Origin of the sequence: uncultured Porphyromonas sp. (assembly GCF_938039215.1) — a bacterium.
Classification (GTDB): domain Bacteria; phylum Bacteroidota; class Bacteroidia; order Bacteroidales; family Porphyromonadaceae; genus Porphyromonas.
The window spans coordinates 1-22,533 of record NZ_CALHVI010000002.1 but is presented as its reverse complement, the minus strand read 5'-3'; the positions used below and the strand labels follow the sequence as shown (position 1 = coordinate 22,533).

General features: G+C 55.3%; 17 protein-coding genes and 1 tRNA gene. 1 reads left to right on the top strand and 17 read right to left on the bottom strand.

Features of this window, described 5'->3' with window-relative positions; translation table 11 throughout:
- Window positions 1-316 precede the first annotated feature (316 nt).
- On the top strand, window positions 317-1,714 hold the full coding sequence (fumC, locus tag Q0336_RS00095) for a class II fumarate hydratase (RefSeq protein WP_298523968.1): 1,398 nt from the start codon (window positions 317-319) through the stop codon (window positions 1,712-1,714).
- Between the two features lie 89 nt (window positions 1,715-1,803).
- Here fumC and Q0336_RS00090 read toward each other — a convergent pair whose 3' ends face one another.
- From Q0336_RS00090 to Q0336_RS00010, 17 genes are all read right to left on the bottom strand, one after another.
- The gene (locus Q0336_RS00090; RefSeq protein ID WP_298523965.1) at window positions 1,804-3,318 is read right to left on the bottom strand and encodes an NAD(P)H-hydrate dehydratase; all 1,515 of its coding nucleotides are present in this window, start codon (window positions 3,316-3,318) and stop codon (window positions 1,804-1,806) included.
- A 35-nt stretch (window positions 3,319-3,353) separates the two neighbouring features.
- Window positions 3,354-4,145, bottom strand: a complete 792-nt coding sequence (gene lpxA / locus Q0336_RS00085; protein ID WP_298523963.1) for an acyl-ACP--UDP-N-acetylglucosamine O-acyltransferase — start codon at window positions 4,143-4,145, stop codon at window positions 3,354-3,356.
- A gap of 74 nt (window positions 4,146-4,219) precedes the next feature.
- Window positions 4,220-5,605, bottom strand: coding sequence for a bifunctional UDP-3-O-[3-hydroxymyristoyl] N-acetylglucosamine deacetylase/3-hydroxyacyl-ACP dehydratase (locus Q0336_RS00080; RefSeq protein ID WP_298523960.1), 1,386 nt, complete (start codon window positions 5,603-5,605; stop codon window positions 4,220-4,222).
- Window positions 5,606-5,608: 3 nt separating this feature from the next.
- Complete coding sequence (gene lpxD / locus Q0336_RS00075; protein ID WP_298523957.1) at window positions 5,609-6,658, bottom strand: UDP-3-O-(3-hydroxymyristoyl)glucosamine N-acyltransferase; 1,050 nt, start codon at window positions 6,656-6,658, stop codon at window positions 5,609-5,611.
- Window positions 6,659-6,689: 31 nt separating this feature from the next.
- Window positions 6,690-7,526 carry an orotidine-5'-phosphate decarboxylase gene (gene pyrF / locus Q0336_RS00070; protein WP_298523955.1) on the bottom strand — a complete coding sequence of 279 codons (837 nt, stop codon included), beginning with the start codon at window positions 7,524-7,526 and terminating at the stop codon, window positions 6,690-6,692.
- A 54-nt stretch (window positions 7,527-7,580) separates the two neighbouring features.
- A complete protein-coding gene (gene prfA, locus Q0336_RS00065; protein WP_298523953.1) occupies window positions 7,581-8,669 on the bottom strand; it encodes a peptide chain release factor 1 in 1,089 nt (362 codons plus the stop codon).
- A gap of 20 nt (window positions 8,670-8,689) precedes the next feature.
- Window positions 8,690-9,856, bottom strand: coding sequence for an AIR synthase related protein (locus tag Q0336_RS00060; protein ID WP_366139510.1), 1,167 nt, complete (start codon window positions 9,854-9,856; stop codon window positions 8,690-8,692).
- 30 nt (window positions 9,857-9,886) lie between these two features.
- On the bottom strand, window positions 9,887-10,837 hold the full coding sequence (locus Q0336_RS00055) for a glucosaminidase domain-containing protein (RefSeq protein WP_298523951.1): 951 nt from the start codon (window positions 10,835-10,837) through the stop codon (window positions 9,887-9,889).
- A gap of 327 nt (window positions 10,838-11,164) precedes the next feature.
- Window positions 11,165-13,480: a carboxypeptidase-like regulatory domain-containing protein gene (locus tag Q0336_RS00050; RefSeq protein ID WP_298523949.1), complete on the bottom strand. Its 2,316-nt coding sequence runs from the start codon at window positions 13,478-13,480 to the stop codon at window positions 11,165-11,167.
- Complete coding sequence (locus Q0336_RS00045) at window positions 13,477-14,190, bottom strand: hypothetical protein (protein ID WP_298523947.1); 714 nt, start codon at window positions 14,188-14,190, stop codon at window positions 13,477-13,479. The genes Q0336_RS00050 and Q0336_RS00045 overlap by 4 nt, the downstream gene beginning before the upstream one ends.
- A 674-nt stretch (window positions 14,191-14,864) precedes the next feature.
- Complete coding sequence (gene miaA / locus Q0336_RS00040; RefSeq protein WP_298523946.1) at window positions 14,865-15,803, bottom strand: tRNA (adenosine(37)-N6)-dimethylallyltransferase MiaA; 939 nt, start codon at window positions 15,801-15,803, stop codon at window positions 14,865-14,867.
- A gap of 4 nt (window positions 15,804-15,807) precedes the next feature.
- On the bottom strand, window positions 15,808-16,356 hold the full coding sequence (locus tag Q0336_RS00035) for a hypothetical protein (RefSeq protein ID WP_021667190.1): 549 nt from the start codon (window positions 16,354-16,356) through the stop codon (window positions 15,808-15,810).
- Window positions 16,357-16,384: 28 nt separating this feature from the next.
- Complete coding sequence (gene aspS, locus Q0336_RS00030; protein WP_298523943.1) at window positions 16,385-18,148, bottom strand: aspartate--tRNA ligase; 1,764 nt, start codon at window positions 18,146-18,148, stop codon at window positions 16,385-16,387.
- A 222-nt stretch (window positions 18,149-18,370) separates the two neighbouring features.
- A tRNA-Pro gene (locus tag Q0336_RS00025) sits at window positions 18,371-18,445 on the bottom strand.
- Between the two features lie 63 nt (window positions 18,446-18,508).
- Complete coding sequence (aroB, locus tag Q0336_RS00020; protein ID WP_298523941.1) at window positions 18,509-19,573, bottom strand: 3-dehydroquinate synthase; 1,065 nt, start codon at window positions 19,571-19,573, stop codon at window positions 18,509-18,511.
- Between the two features lie 16 nt (window positions 19,574-19,589).
- Window positions 19,590-22,226, bottom strand: coding sequence for an alanine--tRNA ligase (alaS, locus tag Q0336_RS00015; protein WP_298523939.1), 2,637 nt, complete (start codon window positions 22,224-22,226; stop codon window positions 19,590-19,592).
- Window positions 22,227-22,351: 125 nt separating this feature from the next.
- Window positions 22,352-22,533 (bottom strand): hypothetical protein (locus Q0336_RS00010; protein WP_298523937.1); only part of this gene is annotated, 182 nt, incomplete at its 5' end.

Here is a 22,533-nt window from a genome sequence, read left to right as displayed (position 1 = left end):
GAAAAAACCTACTGTGGGTCGGTCGACCGACCTACCGTGGGTCGCATCGACGACCTACAGTAGGTTTTCTGCAGGCCTTACAGAGCACCCTTCTCTTCGGCCTCATACAAGGGGAGCCGAATGCCCTAGAGATCGGGCCAAGGGAGCTTATCTAGAGCCTCCTTCTTCCTCAGGGTTCTTCCCCCCTTTTCCCCAAGCAGACTCCCTAGGTATTCCCAAAATCTATTTGTATTTTTGCCTTAGTCTGTGGCTATGGCGACTCAACGGGCCTAGCACAGCAGCCTACTGCTCACTTGAGACATAAACACATATAAGTATGGACTACAGAATCGAAAAGGACACCCTTGGCGAAGTCAAGGTACCTGCCGACAAGCTCTGGGGTGCTCAGACCGAGCGCTCTCGCAACAACTTCAAGATCGGTCAACCCGCTTCCATGCCTCTGGACATCATCCGAGGCTTTGCCTACCTGAAGAAGGGCGCAGCCTATGCCAACCATGAACTCGGCGTCCTGCCCGTAGAGAAGCGTGACCTGATCGCTGCCGTCTGTGATGAGATCCTCGCAGGGAAGCTCGACGATCAGTTCCCTCTGGTCATCTGGCAGACGGGCTCGGGTACGCAGAGCAACATGAACGTCAACGAGGTCATCGCTAACCGTGCTCACCAGCTCGCAGGCAAGGTCATCGGCGAAGGTGAAAAGACCCTCCTTCCCAATGACGATGTCAATAAGTCCCAGTCTTCCAACGACACCTTCCCCACCGGCATGCACATCGCTTGCTACAAGAAGGTCGTCGAAGTGACTCTGCCTGGCCTTCGCCAGCTCCACAAGGCTCTTGATGCCAAGGCAAAGGAAATGGCCGATGTCGTGAAGATCGGTCGTACCCACCTGATGGACGCTACTCCTCTGACCCTCGGACAGGAATTCAGCGGCTACGCAGCTCAGCTCGAGCATGGCATCCGTGCCATCGAGCACACCCTTCCCCATCTGGCTGAACTAGCTCTCGGTGGCACGGCCGTCGGTACGGGGCTCAATACGCCTAAGGGCTATGATGTCGTCGTAGCTCGTCATATCGCAGAATTCACAGGGCTACCCTTCGTCACGGCTCAGAATAAGTTCGAAGCGCTTGCTGCTCACGATGCGATCGTAGAGACCCACGGAGCTCTCAAGCAGGTAGCTGTCTCCCTCAACAAGATCGCTAACGACATTCGCCTCCTTGCCTCTGGTCCTCGCAGCGGTATCGGTGAGATCATCATCCCCGCCAACGAACCAGGCTCTTCCATCATGCCAGGTAAGGTCAATCCCACCCAGTGCGAGGCTCTCACCATGGTCTGCGCTCAGGTAGCAGGCAATGATGTAGCGATCACCGTCGGCGGTATGCAGGGACACTTCGAGCTGAACGTCTTCAAGCCCGTCATGGCTGCTAACTTCCTCCAGAGCGCTCAGCTCCTAGGCGATGCAGCTGTCTCCTTCGATATCCACTGCGTCTCCGGTATCGAGCCTAACCACCCACGCATCAAGGAGCTGCTCAACAACTCCCTGATGCTCGTCACCGCTCTCAATACGCACATCGGCTACTACAAGGCTGCTGAGATCGCTAACGCTGCACACCGCAACGGCACGACGCTCAAGGAAGAAGCCCTTCGCCTCGGCTACGTGACCGAAGAAGAGTTCGACAAGTGGGTACGCCCAGAGGATATGGTTCATCCGCTGGACTAATTCGCTCGTAGGAACCCAACAAAGAATAGGGGCTGTACCACCCGATTGGTGGTACAGCCCCTATTTCTTTTGCTTAACAGGAAGCCTTCTTACTCAGCCTCGAGCTGATGGTAAGCTTCGCCTAGAAGATCGATCAAGCTCGAAGCAGTAAGGCTTCGCTCCGAATAGCGCCCTGCATAGAGTTCTGCCGAGAGCCCTACAAGGTGAAGCCCCAAGACGGAAGCCGTGATGGACTGATAGCCTTGTCCTAGGAGCCCTGCGATGACCCCAGAGAGGACATTAGACGTACCTCGGGTCTGCATACCCGTATTGCCCGTCGTGTCGAAGAAGACCGTCCCCTGTGGTGTACATACCGCTGAATAGGTGCCACGAAGGATGAAGCAGATATCATATCGTCGTGCCAGCTCCAGAGCTTGCTCCAGACGCTCCCGATCTGAGCCAAGATAGCCCATCATCTCATCCAGCTCTTCATGTGTAGCGATGAGGACACTCTTCGAGGGAAGGCTCTCCATGAGCTTCCGATCGATGGACAGCAGCGCAATACCATCGCTATCGATCACCAGCGGACGAGGATTAGATGTCAGCAGTGATACGAAGATCTCTAGTGATCTGAGGCTTCGACCGAAGCCTTCACCTACGACCACCGTGCGGTAGGCATTGAGGTTGCCCAAGAAGAGAGATTGCCCCTGCTCTAGAGGGTAGACCGTTAGTTCGGGATGAGCAAGCTCCAGAGGAAGGACTTCCTCCGCAGGCACCGAAGCATGGACCTCCGCGCATCCCGCCCGTGAGGCTGCCCGTGAGCTAAGGAGCGTACGCCCAGCATGCCCCGTATCATTTACTAGGAAGAGGACCTTCCCTCGAGGGAGCTCGACACTGAAGCGTGGTCGCTCATCAAGCGCTCGGATAAGCGCCTCATCTTGGATATGATAGTAGGGAGTCTCTAGATCCTTCTGTGCCTGTGGACTGATCCCAAGGGAAAGGCAAGACCAAGCACCCACATAGGGATCATTCTCTCGGAAGAAGAACGCAAGCTTAGGACTATCGAAGGCGATCGTACGCTCGGCACGGATGACATGTTCTAGGCTATTACCCGAATTGTCTTCTGCAAAGAGCCCCGAGGGGAGCTCGATACTGACGATCGGAGCCTTAGAAGCATTGAGGAAACCCGAGAGTGCTACATAGCCATCCGCAAGCGGGGTCTGTAGCTCTGCACCAAAGAGCCCATCAACAATAAGGTCACGTGAGGCGATACGTGGCGGAGTGAACTCTGTATAGATCTCCTCCAGACGGAAGCCATCTTGTGGGAGCTGATTCCTCACCTCCTCACAAGCCTCGGAGAGCTGACCATTCCGATAGAAGAGGTAGGTCAAGACCGAGTGACCTCTACGTGCCAAGAGCTGAGCGACGGCAAGCGCATAGGCACCACAGCGACCCGCCCCAGCGAAGACGTAGATCTTACGCCCCCCGAGGGTGTAGTGCCGCAGTAGCTCCCGCTCGAAAGCCGAGGCTGCCCGATCGATATGATCAATGGCTGAGAGCTTGTCTACCTGTGCTGCCTGAGCATAGAGGATCTCAAGCTGCTTGCCCGCATAAATCTTCTGCATAGAGAAGTGTGTATGATCCGAGTGTACGTCGAGACTTAGTCCATCGTGCCACGCACGATACCTCGCTCGGAGGAGCGGATGAAGTCAAGGATGAGCGTACGCTCGTAGCTCTCGGGGATCTCCTCCTCGATCACACGGAAGGCCTCAGTATTGTTGAGCCCACGCTGGTAGAGGGTACGATAGATATCGTTGATACGGAAGATCTGCTCGTTGGTGAAGCCACGACGACGTAGCCCGACGATATTGATCCCGCAGTAGACGATAGGGTCACGACCGATGAGCGTGTAGGGAGGGATATCCTTGTTCACACGAGAGCCGCCCTGCAGCATGACATGCTTGGAGATACGGACGAACTGGTGGACCAGTGAGCCACCGCTGAGGATCGCATAGTCATCGACCTCTACTTCGCCAGCCAGCTGGGTGGCATTCCCGAGGATCACATGATCACCGAGGACGCAGTCATGAGCGACATGCGAATAGGCCATCAGCAAGCAGTAGCTACCGACGACGGTCTTCCCACGGGAAGCCGTACCACGGTTCACCGTGACGCACTCACGCACCATCGTATGATCACCGATGATGGCGACACTCTCTTCGCCGACGAACTTCAGGTCTTGAGGAATACCTGCGATGACAGCACCCGAATGGATGTGGCAGTGCTTACCTAGACGAGCACCACTCTTGATGACGGCATGGCTCTCGATGATGCACCCCTCTCCGAGCTCGGTATTCTCCTCGATGACGGCAAAGGGATGGACGATGACATCTGCTCCTAGCTTAGCCTCAGGATGGACGCTTGCAAGGGGACTAATATTGGGTTGGGACATATAGGATATATTCATATAGACAAGGGGCCCAGCTTCCTCTCTGGAGAGGAGGTAGGGCACCTTGTTTGTATTGGTTACTTATTCTTTGCTACCTGAGCCATGAACTCAGCTTCACAGACGAGCTTCTCTCCGACGAAGGCTAGACCACGCATGTTAGCCACTCCTCGGCGGATCTCAGAGAGCAGGCGGAGCTTGAAGACAAGCGTATCACCGGGGACGACCTTCTGACGGAACTTCACGTTGTCGATCTTCATGAAGTAAGTCGAATACTTCTCTGGATCGTCGATAGTATGGAGCACGAGCAGACCTCCGACCTGAGCCATCGCTTCTACCTGAAGTACCCCTGGCATGACGGGCTCCGTAGGGAAGTGCCCCTGGAAGAAGGGTTCATTGCCCGAGACGCTCTTGACCCCAACGATGTAGTCTGGTCCGATCTCGATGATCTTGTCCACCATCAAGAAGGGATAGCGGTGAGGCAGGAGTTCGCGGATACGATTGACATCGAGGATAGGCTCTGCATTGGGATCATAGAGAGGAGCCTGAGCTTCATTGAGCTTGATATCCTTACGGATCTTAGAGCCCATCTCATTGTTGATCTTGTGCCCTGGGCAGTAAGCTAGGATGCGACCACGGATAGGACGACCGATGAGCGCCAAGTCACCGAGCACATCGAGGAGCTTGTGGCGTGCAGGCTCATTGGGGAAGATGATCGGTGCATTGTTGATATAGCCCAGCGATAGGTCGGACTTGTGCTCGACGTGCATCAGATCACAGATCTTATTGAGCTGCTCCGAACTCATAGGCTCATCATAGATGACGAGGGCATTGTCGAGGTCACCTCCCTTGATCAGATTGTTAGCAAGAAGCGCCTCTACCTCACGAACGAAGACGAAGGTACGGCACGAAGCGATCTCCGTATCGAAGTCCTTGAAGTCCTCGAGTGATGCGAACTGGTTGTTCAGTACGGGAGAGTCGAAGGAGATGTGCACATCGATACCGAACTTATTGTCTGGTAGGAGGACGATGCGTGAGCGACCATCAGCCGAGACGACTTCCTGACGACGCTTGACGATGTAGTACTCGACGGGAAGCTCCTGCTCCTCGAGACCAATCTCATTGATCGCCTCTACATAGAGACGTGAGCTCCCATCAAGGATGGGGAACTCGGGAGCATTGACCTCAATGATACAGTTGTCTACTCCCTTAGCATAGAGAGCAGCCATAGCGTGCTCTACCGTGCTGACGGAGGCTTCTCCCTTGACGAGGACAGTACCTCGCTCCGTACCCTTGACGAACTCTGATAGGGCGGGGATCTCTGGGGCACCCTCGAGGTCTACTCGACGGATGACACGTCCCGTACCAGCAGGTGCTGGCAGGAAGGTGATCTCGATATCTAGGCCCGTATGTAGCCCCTTGCCCGAGAGGGAGAAGGGAGCCTTAAGTGTCTTCTGCATATTCATTATCTAATGCTCTTGTGTTGCTTGTTGTTTCAGTTCTGCTAGTTCCTTTTCCAGTGCTTGTAGGCGACGGTACATATCGGGGAGCTTAGGCTGAAGGACGAAGCTCTTCAGTGCCTCCCGCAGGGGTATCCCTGGTGATCCCATCAGGACACTACCCGAGGCAACATTGCTGATGACCCCCGTCTGGCCTCCCATCTCGACACGATCGCCGATGGAGATATGGCCACCGACACCGACCTGCCCACCGAAGCGGCACCATGAGCCGATAGCAGAGGAGCCTGCGAGGCCTACTTGGGCAGCCATGACGGTATGTTCGCCGACGAGGCAGTTATGTGCGATCTGCACGAGGTTATCGAGCTTGACACCTCGGCGGATGACCGTATTGTCCATGACAGCTCGGTCGATACAAGTATTCGCCCCGATCTCGACATCATCCTCTATTAAGACGCTCCCCAGCTGAGGGATCTTATGGTAGCCATCCGCCTCGGGTGCGAAGCCAAAGCCATCGGCTCCGATGACTGCCCCAGCGTGGATGATACAGCGAGCGCCGACCTTCACTCCGTGGTAAAGTGTCGCATGAGGATGGACGATCGTCCCTTCCCCAAGGGTAACCCCTCGACCGATGTAGGCAAAGGGATAGATCTTACAGCCTCGCCCGATCTTAGCTCCCTCCTCGATGCAAGCAAAGGCTCCGATGTAGAGATCTTCGCCAAGCTCTGCGCTATCAGCACAGCGAGCATCGGGGGAGATACCTCGGAGCTCAGGGGCTGTCTGCTGCTCGACGAGCTGCATCAACTGAGCAAGTGCAGCGTAGGGATCAGCCACACGGATGAGGGTGGCGGAGATGGGTTGCTTCGGAGCGAAGTCGTCGGCGACGAGAAGGATGGATGCTTCGGTTGTATAGGCGTATGCCTCGTACTTAGGGTTAGCTAAGAAGGCGAGGTCACCAGCCTTAGCTGACTCGATCTTCCCAAAGTTGGAGACGAGGACAGAGCTATCGCCCTCTATCTTCCCGGAGATGAGTGGTGCTATCTGGGCGGCACTAAACTGCATGTTCGGTCTTATCTTAGTTCTGCCGGAGCGCTTAGGCTTCGACCAGCTTATTCTTGATGAGTATATCAGCCATCTGTCGGCGTAGCTTCTCTGCTTCGGCACCAGCAGCATTGGCGAAGGCCTCCGTGCTATCAGCATAGATGATGCTACGAGAAGCATTGACGAGGAGCCCACACTGGCTATTCAGTCCGAAGCGTGCTACATCCTCTAGGCTACCGTTCTGCGACCCGACACCAGGGACGAGGAGGAAGGCATCGGGGACGATGGCACGTACACGCTCGAGCATGTCTGCCTTGGTAGCTCCGACGACGTACATGAGCTGGTCACTGCTCCCCCACTCCTTACTCTTGCGTAGGACACGCTCGAAGAGTGCTTCCTCGCCGTCTACCTGAGAGAGCTGGAAGTCGAAGGCTCCTTCGTTGGAGGTCAGAGCCAGCAGGATCACCCAGCGTCCAGGATACTTCAAGAAGGGCAGGACGCTATCACTCCCCATATAGGGGGCTACGGTGAGGGCATCGACCTTGAGATGCTCGAAGAAGCTACGGGCATACATATCGCTGGTATTCCCGATATCACCACGCTTGGCATCGGCGATGATGAACTGATCGGGGTAGTTCGTCTGTATGTACTCCACAGTCTTCTCAAAGGCTTGCAGGCCGAAGGAACCCATACTCTCATAGAAAGCGAGATTGGGCTTATAGGCCACGCACAGATGAGCCGTCGCATCGATGATCCTCTTGTTGAAGGCGAAGATGGGATCATCCTCCTCCAGCAGGAACTGGGGGATCTTGCGCACATCGGTATCTAGGCCGACACAGAGGAAGGACTTCTTCCTCTTGATATTCTCAAATAGTTCGTCTCTTGTCATAGTCTTTGATCTACTCTGGAGTGGGTTTATCGTGGAGGATTAGAGGGCTCTAAGCTAAAGGGCTGCTTCCTTCATACGCTCGATGTTCTCAGCGATGATCAGCTCATCGATGATGGGCTGAATATCGCCCGACATGATCGCAGAGAGGTTGTAGAGCGTCAGGTTGATGCGGTGGTCGGTCACACGACCCTGAGGATAGTTGTAGGTACGGATCTTGGCCGAGCGGTCACCCGTAGATACCATGGTCTTACGTCGAGCAGCGATCTCTTCGTTGTGCTTCGTCAGCTCGATATCGTAGAGCTTCGTACGAAGCATCTGCATAGCGAGCTCACGGTTAGCCAGCTGGGTACGTGCCTGCTGACAGACGACGACGATCCCCGTAGGCTTGTGGGTAAGCTGGACCTTGGTCTCGACCTTATTCACGTTCTGTCCCCCAGCACCACCAGAGCGAGCGGTTTGCATCTCGATATCTGCGGGGTTGAGGACTACGTCGACCTCCTCTGCTTCGGGGAGTACAGCGACGGAGGCCGCTGAGGTATGTACACGGCCCTGAGTCTCCGTCTCGGGGACACGCTGGACACGGTGGACACCGCTCTCGTACTTGAGGACTCCATAGACCCCGTCACCAGAGACGGTGAAGATGATTTCCTTGTAGCCGCCAGCCGTACCTTCGCTCATGCTCGTGACCTCGGTAGTCCAGCCTCGGCCTTCGCAGTAGCGTACGTACATGCGGTAGAGGTCGCCAGCGAAGAGCGCAGCCTCATCACCGCCCGTACCGCCACGGATCTCCATGACCACATCCTTAGCATCCTCGGGGTCTGCTGGGATCAGAAGGAGCTTGATCTCCTCCTCGAGGGAAGGGATACGCTCCTCAGCCTCCTGCATCATCTCACGAGCCATAGTACGTAGCTCGGGGTCTGACTCAGAGTCTAGGGTCTCACGTCCCTCTTGGATATTCCCTAGAAGGTTGCGATACTCCTTCCCCTTGTCGAGGATGCGCTCCAGATCTCGGTACTCTTTACTGAGCTTCATGAAGCGCTTTTGGTCAGCGATGATATCGGGGGCTGTGATGAGTGATGTGATCTCTTGGAAACGTATCTCCAAGCTCTCGATACGACTAAGCAGGTCGTTGTCCGTTGCCATGTAGGTGTATTGGGTAGCTTTTATTCGTAGTGAAGCTCTCCGTAGGGAGAGTTAATAGTGAGGTGATTCTTCTCGGCAGACTCTACTCGGCCGATGATCTGGGCTGGTACTCCGAAGCGCTCGGAGATCTCGATGATACGAGCGGCATGCTCGGGGGAGACATAGAGCTCCATACGGTGGCCCATGTTGAAGACCTTGTACATCTCTGCCCAAGGTGTACCGCTCTCCTTCTGGATCAAGTCAAAGAGCGGAGGGATGGGGAACATATTGTCCTTGATGACGTGCTTCCCTTCGACGAAGTGAAGCACCTTAGTCTGAGCTCCTCCCGAGCAGTGCACCATACCGTGGATCTCGGGACGGAGCTCGTCGAGGATCGCCTTGATGATCGGGGCATAGGTACGTGTCGGAGAGAGGATGAGTCGTCCTGCATCGAGGGGGGTACCAGAGATGGGCTCTGTGAGAGCCTTGGAGCCACTATAGACGAGGTCGTCAGGTGTAGCAGCATCGTAGCTCTCGGGGAAGCGGCTAGCTAGGCTATGCTCCAGCACATCGTGGCGGGCAGAGGTCAGACCATTACTTCCCATACCGCCGTTGTAGCTCGTCTCATAGGTAGCTTGACCGAAGGAGGCTAGCCCGACGATGACATCTCCCGCCTGAATGCGAGCATTGTCGATGACATCCGAGCGCTTCATACGGCAAGTGACCGTGCTATCGACGATGATGGTACGTACGAGATCGCCCACATCAGCGGTCTCACCGCCCGTAGCATAGACACCTATACCTTGATCACGAAGCTCTGCTAGGAGCTCCTCTGTACCATTGATGATGGCGGCGATGACTTCTCCGGGGATGAGGTGCTTGTTGCGACCGATCGTGGAGGAGACTAAGATCCCATCGACAGCACCCACACAGAGCAGGTCATCGATGTTCATGATCAGCGCATCCTGTGCGATGCCCTTCCAGACGGAGAGGTCACCCGTCTCCTTCCAATAGATATAGGCTAGAGAGGACTTGGTGCCCGCACCATCGGCGTGCATGATATTGCAGTAAGCTTCATCGCCCCCGAGGATATCAGGGATGATCTTACAGAAGGCCTTAGGGTAAAGCCCCTTGTCTACATTGCGAATGGCGTTGTGCACATCCTCCTTCGAGGCCGAGACACCACGCTGCATATAGCGCTCATTCATAAATGTCGGATCAAGTATAGTCGTGAGTAGTTAGCGCAGACGGAGGATATCGCCTTCTTCGGGGACATAGTCACCGTCCTTGTCGTTGAGTTTGTAGAGGCGATCGAGACGAATACCATAGCGCTGAGCGATGTCATGCATGGAGTCTCCGATACGCACAGTATAGGTAGAATAGCGAGGCGAGGCCTCCTTATTCTTAGGTTCTAGGTAGACGATATCCCCTTCGTTCAGAGGGAAGTCCTCGGGGGTATCATTGTACTTAGCGAGCTTCTTCGCAGAGATCCCCATATCGGCAGCGATACGCTCATAGGTGTCGTTCTGGTCAGCGAGGACGTACAAGAGGCCATAGCTGAGGTAGGACGGACGCTGTGGCCCGTCATAGGAGCTACGAGAGCTCTTCGAGCGACGAGGTGCAGAGCCTCCTCCCGAGTACCACGTAGGGTACTCCCCATGGTCGAAGGTATAGAGCTCATAGTCTTCGATGACCTTGATCAGCATATTAGCATAGCCCTTGTTGGTGGCATAGCCACAGAGCTGAAGTCCCTTTGCCCAACCTCGATAGTCATCGTAGCGTAGGGCGAAGAGGCGCTGATAGCGTCGAGCCTTGAGGAAGAGGGAGTGATCATCGTAGCTGTCCTTGACTGAGGGATAGCTACGGAAGCAGTCATTGGGGTTATCATCTCGGCGGTAGGTGCGTCGGCCTGACCAGGTCGAGTGACACTTGATCCCGAAGTGATTGTTGTGCTCTCGGGCCAAGGTACTTGTACCTGCCCCCGTCTCGATCAAGCCTTGCGCCAGCGTGATACTTGCTGGGATAGCGTGACGATCCATCTGTCGTCTAGCCTCGGCCTGATAGGTGCGGATATAGTCGATGAAGGTGGGCTTGCGCAGCACCTGCGCAGAGGCACCCACCACACAGAGCAGGAGCAGTGCGAAGATACCGATACAAGAGCGACGTATGGAATGGCTGATTCTCATCATTAGTTGTATCGAAGTCATTTGTCTGTAGCATATAGCTACAAGTAGGGGCAAAGATACGAATTATATAGGGATTCATCAGTTGGCTCTATCCTAGTGGGATGGGCTGCTTTCCTACCCTCCTTAGGCGACACTCCATCCCGTAGCAGGCTACAGAAAAGAAGTACCCCATTCATGACCCTCGGGAGAGAGGCATGAATGGGGTACCCGAGCGACCCATGAATGGGATCCTTCGGTGACCCATGCATGGGTCAGTTTAGTGGAGTATGCATGGGAGCTCTTCTCCCCTATCGTAGCTGGGCCTCTCGGGCGGGGGGTAGTGAGGGAGAGCTATAAGGTAGGGGAAGAGGCATCCTCGTTCTGAAGGTTCTTCGAGTAGGTCTTATCCTTGCCTCGTGAGAGGTGATAGGACACCCCAAGGAGGATCATATTCTTATTGTCATGGATCCACGTCTTAGTACCCCACTGGACGAGACGCTCACCGAGCGTATACTCATGATAGTAGGCCGGAGTCCCGATGAATAGCATCGAGGCAGAGAACTTCCAATTCCCCAAGCGGTAGGAGATCGAGGCAGTATGCTCTGGCTCCATACGAGAGGCGTAGCCCGAATCATAGGTATAAGTCGGGAGGGCGTACTTATAATAGAGCTGTAGCCCCTTATGCTGGGCCGTCAGCGAAAACATACCATAGAGCGAGCCACGATCATAACTAATCTCCGATGAGCGAAGTCTACTATACGTAGGTATGAGGTACGTATCTAGAAGCAGGGTGTTGTCACCAAAGGGCTTGACGACCACCCTAGCCCCCGCAGCAAGTTCGTCACTCCATGCTCCATTGATCGGAGCGAACGTGATCCCTACCCCCTCACGCTTCATAGCCTGGATATGCGGGCGATGTGTGTGGCTATAGAGACCTACCAGCTTGATGTCAAAGATCCCCTTGATATACGTATACATAGCGGTCAGCTTACGCATATGCGCATTCTCCAGCTGGGGATTACCTACGGTAGTGATATCACGGGTAGCTCGTCTGCGATTGCTACTGAGTTGCTCCAGACTAGGCAGGATGGGCTCGTCATCGTACATCAAGCGCAGGTCACTGCCTCCACCTAGGCTATAGCCGAGTACGACCTTCGGGGTGAAGGCGAGGGTACTGTAGGAGCGGTAGCTCGAATGATTGAGCGTGTGGGTCAAGCCTAGGCTCACACGATACAGCAGTCTCCCCTGACGCCCCGAGATCTCACTGTAGCCGTAGTTCTGCCATGTACGGCTGGTATAGTCGAGGAGGCCGAAGTGATTGTCTACCTGCGAATGTAGGAAGGAGACCTCTCCCCTGTAGCCCGAACTGATCCGTAAAAGTCCCGTCTCTCGGGTGTGTGCTAGCTCGAGGATGAGCGAACGCTTACTATTGTCCAGCTTCATGAAGTCCTCGTAGCTAGTGAGCCCTGTAGTGACGCCCTGCTCTCGGGTCTTCGTCTCTCGCTTGGTGGAGAAGAGCGTCCCCACGAGGTTGAAGCTTAGTTCGTCCTTCTCCCCGAGCTTACGCCAATGGTAGAGGTCAAGCGAAGGATTGAACTGCTGGGTCCTATCCCTACCCGTGGTGGTCAGCTTCTCCCCAGCTACTCCGTCTACAGTGTAGAGACCCGAGCCGATATTGTCGGAGAAGCGTCGCTCAGCTCTCGGCTGTAGGCGAGCCTCCCATAGGTAGCGGTCATCCACTACGTAGGCGTACTTGAGGGCGGGGCTGTGCGTCGTATACCCGAAGGCATCATGATCCGAGTAGGTGAGCTGTAACGCCCGATGATCTAGGCTGTAGCGATACTCGGCGAGCGACTCACGATCTCGATAGTCCCGATAGTTCAGTGTGTACTCCAGGCTCAGCTTGTGCCGGCCACGGATCAGAGAGGCATAGGCCTCATCATTAGCGAAGCCTGTCGTGAAGGCGTGCCTGAGGGAGCCTCCTACGATGTAGCCATCATCTAGCCCGGAGACGATGATATTGATCACACACTCCACAGATCGGTATCGAGCAGGAGGGATATCATATACCTCTACCCGCTTGATCTTCTCTTTAGGGAGCATGAGCACATCCGTCTTCGTGGAGCGTACCCCATTGATCAGGAGCTGCACCTCCCCACCCATAGCTCCCTTGATGCGGTCGTGCATCACGTCGAAGCTGACCGTGGGAAGGGTCTTGAGCAGATCATAGCTATGTAGTGCCTCCTGGACAGTCTCCCTGTCGAAGGTGATCACCCTACGGTCGGCTCGCTGATGCGTAGCCTGAGCCTGTACCACCACATCATCCAGCACCTGACTATCCTGCTGTAGCTCATCGAGGAGCTCCATCGAGATCCCTTGGCTGGGCATCACGACACGAAGCCGTCGCTCCAGAGGCTTGTAGCCGAGAGAACTGATACGCAGGAGGTAGCGCCCGACCTTGACATCACTGAAGAGGTAGCCTCCCTGAAGGTCGGTAGCCCCTCTGAGTACGAGCGTCGAGTCCCGCTCACTCACGAGGGTGACGGAGGCAAGGGTGATCGGCTCCTTAGTCTTCGCATCCTCCACCTGTCCCCGCACCTCGACCTGAGCGAGGAGACTCAAGGGGGCGATCATGAGGAGGAGCGCTATCAAGCAGGACTTATTCATAGACGCTCTAGGGTAAAGGTCATGGGGGTAAGTTTCTGTAGGGGTACATCCCGGACAAAGAAGTCGATTGATCCAGCGAAGTAGTCATTCGCCTGCAGCGGGTGCGTGATGACTATCTTGTCGAGATCGCTCCCCCTTACTTGGAGGAGCGCATCCGCAAGCCTCTTGTCCTGCACCAGATGCCCTGAGATGAAGAGCTTGTAGTTAAGCCCCTCTGCATCGGAGATCGTCGTACCCTTCCGCTGAGCGCCCTTAATGGCGCTCGTCGCAAGGTCAAGTGCCAGCTTATCAGCATCTGCCTTCTTCGGGACGATCGTCGATGATGTGAGGTACTTCTCTAGAGCATCAAGTCGAATATGCGTACTAATATTGCCTCTGAAGCCTGGGTTCTTTTCAATAGGGGTTCGGAGAAAGCGGTACATACCACTCGGTAGATGCACCGTGAGGATATGATCCTTGTAGGGGTCTATAGGAACACCCTTGAATGAGGCCTCCCCATTGGCATTCGTTATCGTGACGGCGATGATGTCATTGGGCTTATCTTGGCGGGATAAGTAGACGGGGAGATAGGGGAAACGTTGCTCGACTCCGGCCTTCGTCTTGCAGTACACGTTGCCGAGGTAAAAGAACTCCGTCGATCGCTGTGCATGCAGGGCCAAACTGGAGAGTAGCATGCTCACGGTGATAAGTAGGGTCGCTAGTGATTTCATATCGTTTGGGTTTTTAGATCGGGGTGAAGGCAATGCGTTGTATCTATTAGAGTAAGCGGATGGGAGATACCCTCCTCTAGAAGCAGGCTATGCGGTCTGCAGGATCCTCTATCGCCTCATGTAGTAGATGACAAGATGGGTTCTTCATACAGCTGTTTGCCTACGGCTGAATATCTGGGACACCTACCCTGCGCTTGGTAGATGATGAGGCGTTGCTACAAAGGGATTGCCAAGCTCCTGAAGGGGTATTTTTGAGGGCACTTGTTATCCTCTTTGCTCTAAAGGTAGACACATTCAATTTATAATCAAAACACCAACAGTGAAACCTAGTCAACTCCCCGCTCACTCTACTTCCGAATAAGCCAAACCATAGGGGCTGGTCATGGGATGCAACACAGGAAGAGGCTAGGAAGGTCTATAGTTTACAAGCAGAAGATCATCAACTCTCGGGCATGGTGATGCCCCAGATCTAAACCTCTGGGGATGATGCACTCTCCCTTCCTCCTCAGGCTCATCCCTTCCATTAGCGATGTAGAGAAAAGAAGTACCCCATTCATGCCCCTCGGGAGAGAGGCATGAATGGGGTACCCGAGCGACCCATGAATGGGCTCCTTCGGTGACCCATGTATGGGTCACTTGGGGGTGGTATGTATGGGGTGCTTTTTCCTTGCGCCTTAGCGAAGGGATGGCGGGGTCTTCTCTCCCTGCTCCAGCGCTGTGTCTAGGTAGCGGATGATCCCGTCCCAGTCCTCGGCATCGAACCAGCGAATCTCCTCGTCCCGTCGCCACCAAGAGAGTTGCTTGCGGGCATAGTGTCGGCTATTGCGCTGGATGAGGCGCACTGCTTCCTCGAGGTCTATCTCTCCCGAGAAGTGGGCGAAGAGTTCCTTGTAGCCGACGGTATTCAGCGCATTGAGGTGGCGCTGAGGATAGACCCTACGAGCCTCTTCTACGAGCCCCGCCTCCAGCATCATACGCACACGGCGATCGATGCGCTCATAGAGCTCCTCCCGCTCTCGGGTAAGCCCCAGCTTGATGATGCGGAAGGGGCGCTCCTTCTTCCGACCCGAGTGGAAGGAGGAGAAGGGTCGTCTCGTAGAGAGCGAGACCTCGTAGCCGTGGAGGACACGCTTATAGTTCTTCGGGTCTACCGAATGGTAATAGTCGGGATCAAGGATCTTCAGTTCGCCCAAGATCCCATCAAGGCCTTCCTCTTCGTAGCGTCGCCACACCGCCTGTCGCACCTCATCACGCACGTCGGGCATCTCATCGATCCCGTGGCAGAGGGCATCGACATACATCATCGAGCCACCCGACACCAGAGCGATCGGTCGCTCCCCTTCGGCAAAGAGCCGAGAGAGCAGTGCCATAGCCTCCGCCTCAAACATCGCTGCGCTGTAAGGCTCCATCACCGAGCGCTCCCCTACAAAATAATGAGGCACAGCCGCCCGCTCCTCTAGGGAGGGGGCAGCTGTGCCGATGGGTAGCTCACGGAAGATCTGACGAGAGTCTGCCGAGAGGATGCTACATCCGAAGCGCTGTGCTAGGCGAATGCTCAGAGCCGTCTTCCCTACCCCCGTCGGACCGACGAGTACAAGGAGCGTCTCAGGCATGCACCTAGTAGAGGCTCTCAGCATCCGCTATATCGAAGCCTTCGAGGTCAATATCGCCTTCGTCGATCGAGTCTTCATCGAAGACCTCTTCGTCCCAAGCATCCGCTCCTCCTGGAGTAGCACTTCGAGCGGCAGCCTCTTCGATAGAAGCAAGTTGCTTGGGGGCTTTACCCTCAGCATGGGTGACGACAGGCTTATCGAGACTCTTCCCTGGGATGAGCTCTGCCAGCTCGATGAAGAAGCCTCGCTCGGAGAGCATATCGAAGACGAAGAAGAGATGCTGCCCCTTCTGATCAAGGAGATCCTCCAGAGCGGTCTCAGACATCAGATAGCTGTCTTCGTCCGAACTCATGCCCATATCCATCATCGTCACCTCCTGCTCCTTCTGCCAGTCCTCGTCACAGAGGTGGAAGGTGGTCAGCTCATCATGAGCGTAGCCGAGGGAATCAAGGATGAAATCGTTTAGCTCTAGGAAGGTAGCCTCCGAGTCGATCTGTATCTCTCTCTTGAAGAAATCATTCTCATCCGAGAGCATCAATAAGCGGTATACCATAGGTCGTACTGTAGTCGTGCGATTATTCTTACTTAGTAGCAGGGACGAGGTTGAGATAGAGCTCATCGAGCTGCTCTTGATCGATCAGCGAAGGAGCGTCGATCATCACGTCACGTCCAGCATTATTTTTGGGGAAGGCGATGCAGTCTCGGATGCTATCCAGCCCTGCGAAGAGCGAGACGAAGCGGTCAAGACCATAAGCCAAGCCCCCGTGAGGAGGAGCCCCGTACTTGAAGGCATTCATCAGGAAGCCGAACTGCTCTTGAGCTCGCTCAGGGGTGAAGCCTAGGAGGTCAAACATCCGTGCCTGTAACTTGCTGTCGTGGATACGAATCGATCCGCCTCCGACCTCTACGCCGTTGATGACCATATCGTAGGCATTGGCTCGTACCGCCCCTGGATCGGTCTCCAGCAGGGGTACATCCTCGGGCTTAGGCGAGGTGAAGGGATGGTGCATAGCGTAGAAGCGCTGTGTCTCTTCGTCCCACTCGAAGAGCGGGAAGTCCACGACCCAGAGACAGGAGAACTTGCTCTTGTCTCTCAGTCCAAGCTGGCTACCCACTTCGAGACGAAGCTCACAGAGCTGCTTGCGTACCTTCATCGCATCATCACCCGAGAGGATGAGGATGAGATCACCAGGCTTGGCCTGCATCGTCTGTGCCAGCTGCTGGAGGGTCTCCTGAGTGTAGAACTTATCCACACTACTCTTGACCGAGCCATCAGCCTCTACACGTGCATAGACGAGGCCCTTAGCACCGACCTGAGGACGCTTGACGAAGTCCGTCAGTGCATCCAGTTGCTTACGGGTATAGCTGGCTGCTCCCTCGGCGCAGATCCCTCCGATATAGGCGGCATCGTCGAAGACAGAGAAGCCATGCCCAGAGAGTACATCCTTCAGCTCCACGAATTCCATACCGAAGCGGGTATCGGGCTTATCCGATCCGTAGCGCTTCATGGCTTCGTGCCAGCTCATACGTGGGAAGGGGGTCTGAATATCTAGATCAAGGAGCTCCTTGAAGAGGTGACGTGTCATCCCCTCGAAGATCGTTAGTACATCCTCCTGCTCGACGAAGCTCATCTCGCAGTCGATCTGTGTGAACTCGGGCTGACGGTCTGCACGAAGGTCTTCGTCACGGAAGCACTTAACGATCTGGAAGTAACGATCGAAGCCACTCACCATCAAGAGCTGCTTGAAGGTCTGAGGAGACTGAGGTAGCGCATAGAACTGATTGGGGTTCATGCGTGAGGGGACGACGAAGTCACGTGCCCCTTCGGGGGTAGACTTGATGAGGACGGGAGTCTCGACTTCGAGGAAGCCCTCAGCATCCAGATAGCGACGTACCGCTAGGGCGAAGCGGTGACGGAGCTCGAGATTGGAGCGGACACAGCCACGACGTAGATCCAGATAGCGGTACTTCATGCGAAGATCATCCCCCCCGTCGGTATCATCTTCGATGGTGAAGGGTGGTACCTCGGCGGGATTGAGGATGCGTAGCGTCGACACAGCGATCTCGATATCCCCTGTGGTGAGCTTAGGATTCTTGTTCTCTCGCTCAGTGACCTCGCCCGTGATCTGGATGACATACTCACGTCCGAGCTTCTCTGCCTCGGCCACAAGAGCCTCTCCGACGAGTGCTTCGTTGAAGACAAGCTGTGTGATCCCATAGCGATCACGGAGATCGATGAAGGTCATGCCACCCATACGGCGAGCCTTCTGAACCCAGCCAGCGAGCGTCACTTGCTCCCCGACATTGCTGAGGCGCAGAGCGCCACAGGTAGTAGTGCGATACATATTCTTCTTTTGCCTTGCTGACACCGAAGCTAAGACTCAGGTGCCGAGTGATAATTTATGTTTGTATCACAAAAATACAAAGATTGTAGGGGACTTGTACCATAGAGACCCCATGTTTCTACGATAGATACCCTGCATCTGATAGAAGAGCTACCTCACGGAGGCTCTAGATATAAAAATAGAGCGGGTAGAAGCTGTATCTTGCTTCTACCCGCTCTTCAGTCGGGATGACTGGATTCGAACCAGCGACCACTCGCCCCCCAGACGAGTACTCTAACCGGGCTGAGCTACATCCCGAGTGCTCTAGGCATCCTACTATGAGGATTACCCTTTTGCGCTGCAAAGGTAAGGAGAAGATGGTTAATTACCAAATGTCTCCCTAAGAAAGTCCAATCCTTCGCGAATTAGCCCTTCATCTTCGACCTCTATGGGTACGATCTCACCAGGCGCTATGACTCCCATGATCGTGATCGCCCCCGCTGTATTCTTCTTATCCTGACGCATGAGCCTGAGGAGCTCTGGATAAGCCTTGCAGGTATAGTAGTAGGGTGAGTATAGCTCCCGAGCCAGAGCCATCAGCTGGCGGATATAGGTGCGATCCCCTCCCTTCACTAGCGAAGTGATATAGCTCTCGATGAGCAGACCGAAGATGACCGCCTCCCCATGAGGTAGGGAGCGAAGGGAAGGATTCGCGTGCGAATAAGCCTCCAGCGCATGCCCCACCGTGTGGCCGATATTGAGGATGCGGCGAAGACCTTGCTCACGGGGGTCAGCTTCGACGACCGAGGTCTTGTAGGCGATGCTCTTCTCGATGAGCGCCTGCCACTCCTCGTCCGTCAGACCCATGGGGTCACCTATATGGAGGACTTCCCGCCAAGCCTCAGCACCCATCAAGGTAGCGTGCTTGATCACCTCACCATAGCCCGATAGGAGCTCTTCGACTGGGAGCGTGCAGAGGAAATCAATATCTACAAGGACTTCGCTTGCTGGATGGAAGGAGCCGATGAGGTTCTTCACGCCGAGGAAGTCAATAGCCGTCTTCCCTCCTACCGAAGCATCCACCATTGAGAGGAGCGTCGTCGGCACATAGACCGTGCGAATGCCTCGCATGTAGGTCGAGGCAGCAAAGCCCCCGAGGTCGAGGAAGGCTCCTCCGCCGATGACGACCAAGACGCTACGACGAGTTGCCCCACCTTCGCTGAGCCAAGCCCACAGCGCTCCGAGGCGCTCCGTCGTCTTACTCTCCTCTCCTCCTGAGAGGATGAGGGTGGTAGGCGGCTCAGATAGCGAGGCGCTGAGCTGAGGGATGAGCTCGGGATGAAGCTCACTCACCTGCTCCTCAAGGAGGATAAACAAACGATCGCAAGCTAGCCCCTCAGCGACTGAGGGGAGCTTGCGATCGAGTATCTGTGTACCGATGATCATCCGTACAGGGCGTAGACTAAGCCTTCAGCTCCATGGCTCCGAGAAGTTCATCGACGGCAGCGTTAAGCCCATCGACGTTCTTACCGCCAGCCGTAGCGAAGTGGGGCTGACCACCACCACCGCCTTGGATGTGCTTAGCAGCGGAGCGAAGGAGCTGAGAGGCATTCCAGCCTCTTGACTCGACTAGGTCCTTGCTGATCATCAGTGTAAGGCTAGGCTTCTGAGAGCTAGGATCGACACAAGCCGCTACGAAGACGAAGGGCTCTTGGAGTTCACCTGCGATCTGGAAGGCGATGTCCTTGACGACCTCAGCGGGCACTTCCTTCTCGACGAGGAAGAGGCGTACACCACCCACCTCGACACGCTTCTCTAGGAGCTGACGCTTCTTCTCGGCGATCTGCTCACGAACATATTCTCCGACCTGCTTACCGAGCTCTGCATTCTCCTCGAGGGTCTTGCGGATAGCCGTCATCAGCTGAGGACTATTGTTGAAGAGCTGGCGGATACTATCAATTAGGTCGGCCTGCTCGTAGAGGTAGTTTTCTGCTGCTTCGCCGGTCACCGCCTCGATGCGTCGTACCCCAGCGGCGACAGAAGACTCACTAGTGATGCGAAGCGTACCGATGACACCCGTAGAAGCCACGTGCGTCCCCCCGCAGAACTCCGTAGAAGAGCCAAAGCGGATGACACGTACATGATCCCCGTACTTCTCACCGAAGAGGGCCATAGCACCCATCTCACGAGCTTCGTCGATGGGCACCTCTCGGAATTCCTGCAGTGGGATGCAGGCACGGATACGGCTCGTGACGATGCGCTCGACAGCACGGAGCTGCTCGGGCTCGACCTTCGCAAAGTGAGCGAAGTCAAAGCGGAGCACTTCATCCGAGACGAACGACCCCTTCTGCTCGACATGTGCGCCGAGGACTTCACGAAGAGCCTCGTGCAGTAGGTGAGTAGCCGAGTGATTAGCCTCGATGCGACGGCGACGCTCTTCGTCGACCACAGCACGGAATTCTCCCTCGAGCGAGGCGGGGAGCTTCTTCATCAGGTGGATGGCGAGGTTATTCTCACGCTTCGTGTCGAAGATCTCATACTTCGCACCATCGGGAGCGATGAGGAAGCCCTTATCTCCGACCTGCCCCCCCATCTCTGCATAGAAGGGAGTCTCGGAGAGCACTACTTGGTAGAAGGTAGCATTCTTCTGCTTCACCTCACGGTAGCGGAGGATCTCGGTCGTGCACTCCAGAGCATCGTAGCCTACGAAGCGTACAGCAGAGCCTTCGCTGACGACCTGCCAGTCACCAGCATCGATGGCAGCGGCATTGCGTGCACGCTCCTTCTGCTCCTGCATGGCCTTATCGAAGCCCGCTTCATCGACGCTCAGCCCCTGCTCCGTCAGGATCAGTGCCGTCAGGTCAAGGGGGAAGCCATAGGTATCATAGAGGACGAAGGCATCGTGTCCGTCCAGGACGGTCTTACCCGCCTTCTTAGCCTCTTCGATCTGCTTATCCAGCAGACGAATACCCGTCTCCAGCGTACGCAGGAAGCTCTCTTCCTCCTCACGCATCACCTTAGAGATGAGTTCACGACCAGCGACGAGCTCAGGGTAAGCATCACCCATCGTCTCAATGAGCACGGGTAGGAGGCTGTACATGAAGGCCTCACGACGACCGAGGAAGGTATAGCCATAGCGCACGGCACGGCGAAGGATACGGCGGATCACATAGCCAGCCTTGGCATTGGAGGGGAGCTGACCATCGGTGATAGCGAAGGCGATGGTACGGATATGGTCTGCGATGACACGCATAGCGACATCCGACTTAGCATCTACCCCGTATTCGACACCCGTCAGCGTAGCGATCGCCTGGATCATGGGCGTGAAGACATCGGTATCGTAGTTCGAAGTCTTGCCCTGCATCGCCATGCAGAGACGCTCGAAGCCCATCCCCGTATCGATGACACGATTAGGCAGGGGCTCGAGTGAACCATCGGCCTTGCGGTTGTACTGCATGAAGACGAGGTTCCAGATCTCGATGACCTGTGGGTGGCTCTGATTGACGAGCGAAAGGCCATCTACAGCCTTGCGCTCCTCATCGGAGCGAATATCAATATGGATCTCGGAGCAAGGACCGCAGGGGCCTTGGTCTCCCATCTCCCAGAAGTTGTCATGCTTATTGCCGTTGATGATGCGCTCCTTGGGTAGATGCTTCTCCCAAATAGCAGCTGCTTCATCATCACGCTCGAGCCCTTCGGCAGGAGCCCCTTCGAAGACCGTCACATAGAGACGCTCGGGCGAAAGCTTCAGGACCTCGGTCAGATATTCCCACGCCCAGTCGATCGCCTCCTGCTTGAAGTAGTCACCGAAGGACCAGTTCCCCAGCATCTCAAACATCGTGTGGTGGTAGGTATCGTGCCCGACCTCCTCGAGGTCGTTGTGCTTACCACTGACGCGGAGACACTTCTGGGAGTCCGCCACACGGCTGTGCTTGATCTCGGCATTGCCGAGGATGATGTCCTTGAACTGGTTCATCCCTGCGTTGGTGAACATCAGGGTAGGGTCGCCCTTGATGACCATCGGAGCCGATGGTACGATCGTATGCCCCTTGCTCTTAAAGAAGGCTTTATATGACTCGCGGATCTCTTTTGAGGTCATTTGTTTTTTGTCTAGGTGATATATTGATTTTATCCTGCAAAGGTACAGTATTTATAGGTAGTGTAGAAGAGTCCCCCCGACACCTTCCCCTCAATGAGGCTATCGAATGGGGACAGATCGGAGACCTAGAAAAGGAGCTGGAGAAGGAAGGGCTTGCCCGCTAGGAAGAATCGGACCGTATCCACGAGGAGAAAGGGCACTGTCTGGAGCAGTCGGAGAGCACCCTCGGGAAGAGGGCAAATAAAACCCACTGTGGGTCGCATCGACGACCTACCGTAGGTCGCAAGGACGACCCACAGTAGGTTTT

What these genes read in the sequence shown, in the direction of transcription:
- Q0336_RS00090 (WP_298523965.1), bottom strand. Translation starts at nt 3,318, where the DNA reads ATGCAGAAGATTTATGCGGGCAAGCAGCTTGAGATCCTCTATGCTCAG.
- miaA (WP_298523946.1), bottom strand. Translation starts at nt 15,803, where the DNA reads ATGCCTGAGACGCTCCTTGTACTCGTCGGTCCGACGGGGGTAGGGAAG.
- Q0336_RS00050 (WP_298523949.1), bottom strand. Translation starts at nt 13,480, where the DNA reads ATGAATAAGTCCTGCTTGATAGCGCTCCTCCTCATGATCGCCCCCTTG.
- Q0336_RS00060 (WP_366139510.1), bottom strand. Translation starts at nt 9,856, where the DNA reads ATGAATGAGCGCTATATGCAGCGTGGTGTCTCGGCCTCGAAGGAGGAT.
- lpxD (WP_298523957.1), bottom strand. Translation starts at nt 6,658, where the DNA reads ATGCAGTTTAGTGCCGCCCAGATAGCACCACTCATCTCCGGGAAGATA.
- alaS (WP_298523939.1), bottom strand. Translation starts at nt 22,226, where the DNA reads ATGACCTCAAAAGAGATCCGCGAGTCATATAAAGCCTTCTTTAAGAGC.
- Q0336_RS00080 (WP_298523960.1), bottom strand. Translation starts at nt 5,605, where the DNA reads ATGAATATGCAGAAGACACTTAAGGCTCCCTTCTCCCTCTCGGGCAAG.
- fumC (WP_298523968.1), top strand. Translation starts at nt 317, where the DNA reads ATGGACTACAGAATCGAAAAGGACACCCTTGGCGAAGTCAAGGTACCT.
- Q0336_RS00045 (WP_298523947.1), bottom strand. Translation starts at nt 14,190, where the DNA reads ATGAAATCACTAGCGACCCTACTTATCACCGTGAGCATGCTACTCTCC.
- Q0336_RS00055 (WP_298523951.1), bottom strand. Translation starts at nt 10,837, where the DNA reads ATGATGAGAATCAGCCATTCCATACGTCGCTCTTGTATCGGTATCTTC.
- aroB (WP_298523941.1), bottom strand. Translation starts at nt 19,573, where the DNA reads ATGATCATCGGTACACAGATACTCGATCGCAAGCTCCCCTCAGTCGCT.
- lpxA (WP_298523963.1), bottom strand. Translation starts at nt 4,145, where the DNA reads ATGTCCCAACCCAATATTAGTCCCCTTGCAAGCGTCCATCCTGAGGCT.
- Q0336_RS00035 (WP_021667190.1), bottom strand. Translation starts at nt 16,356, where the DNA reads ATGGTATACCGCTTATTGATGCTCTCGGATGAGAATGATTTCTTCAAG.
- pyrF (WP_298523955.1), bottom strand. Translation starts at nt 7,526, where the DNA reads ATGACAAGAGACGAACTATTTGAGAATATCAAGAGGAAGAAGTCCTTC.
- prfA (WP_298523953.1), bottom strand. Translation starts at nt 8,669, where the DNA reads ATGGCAACGGACAACGACCTGCTTAGTCGTATCGAGAGCTTGGAGATA.
- aspS (WP_298523943.1), bottom strand. Translation starts at nt 18,148, where the DNA reads ATGTATCGCACTACTACCTGTGGCGCTCTGCGCCTCAGCAATGTCGGG.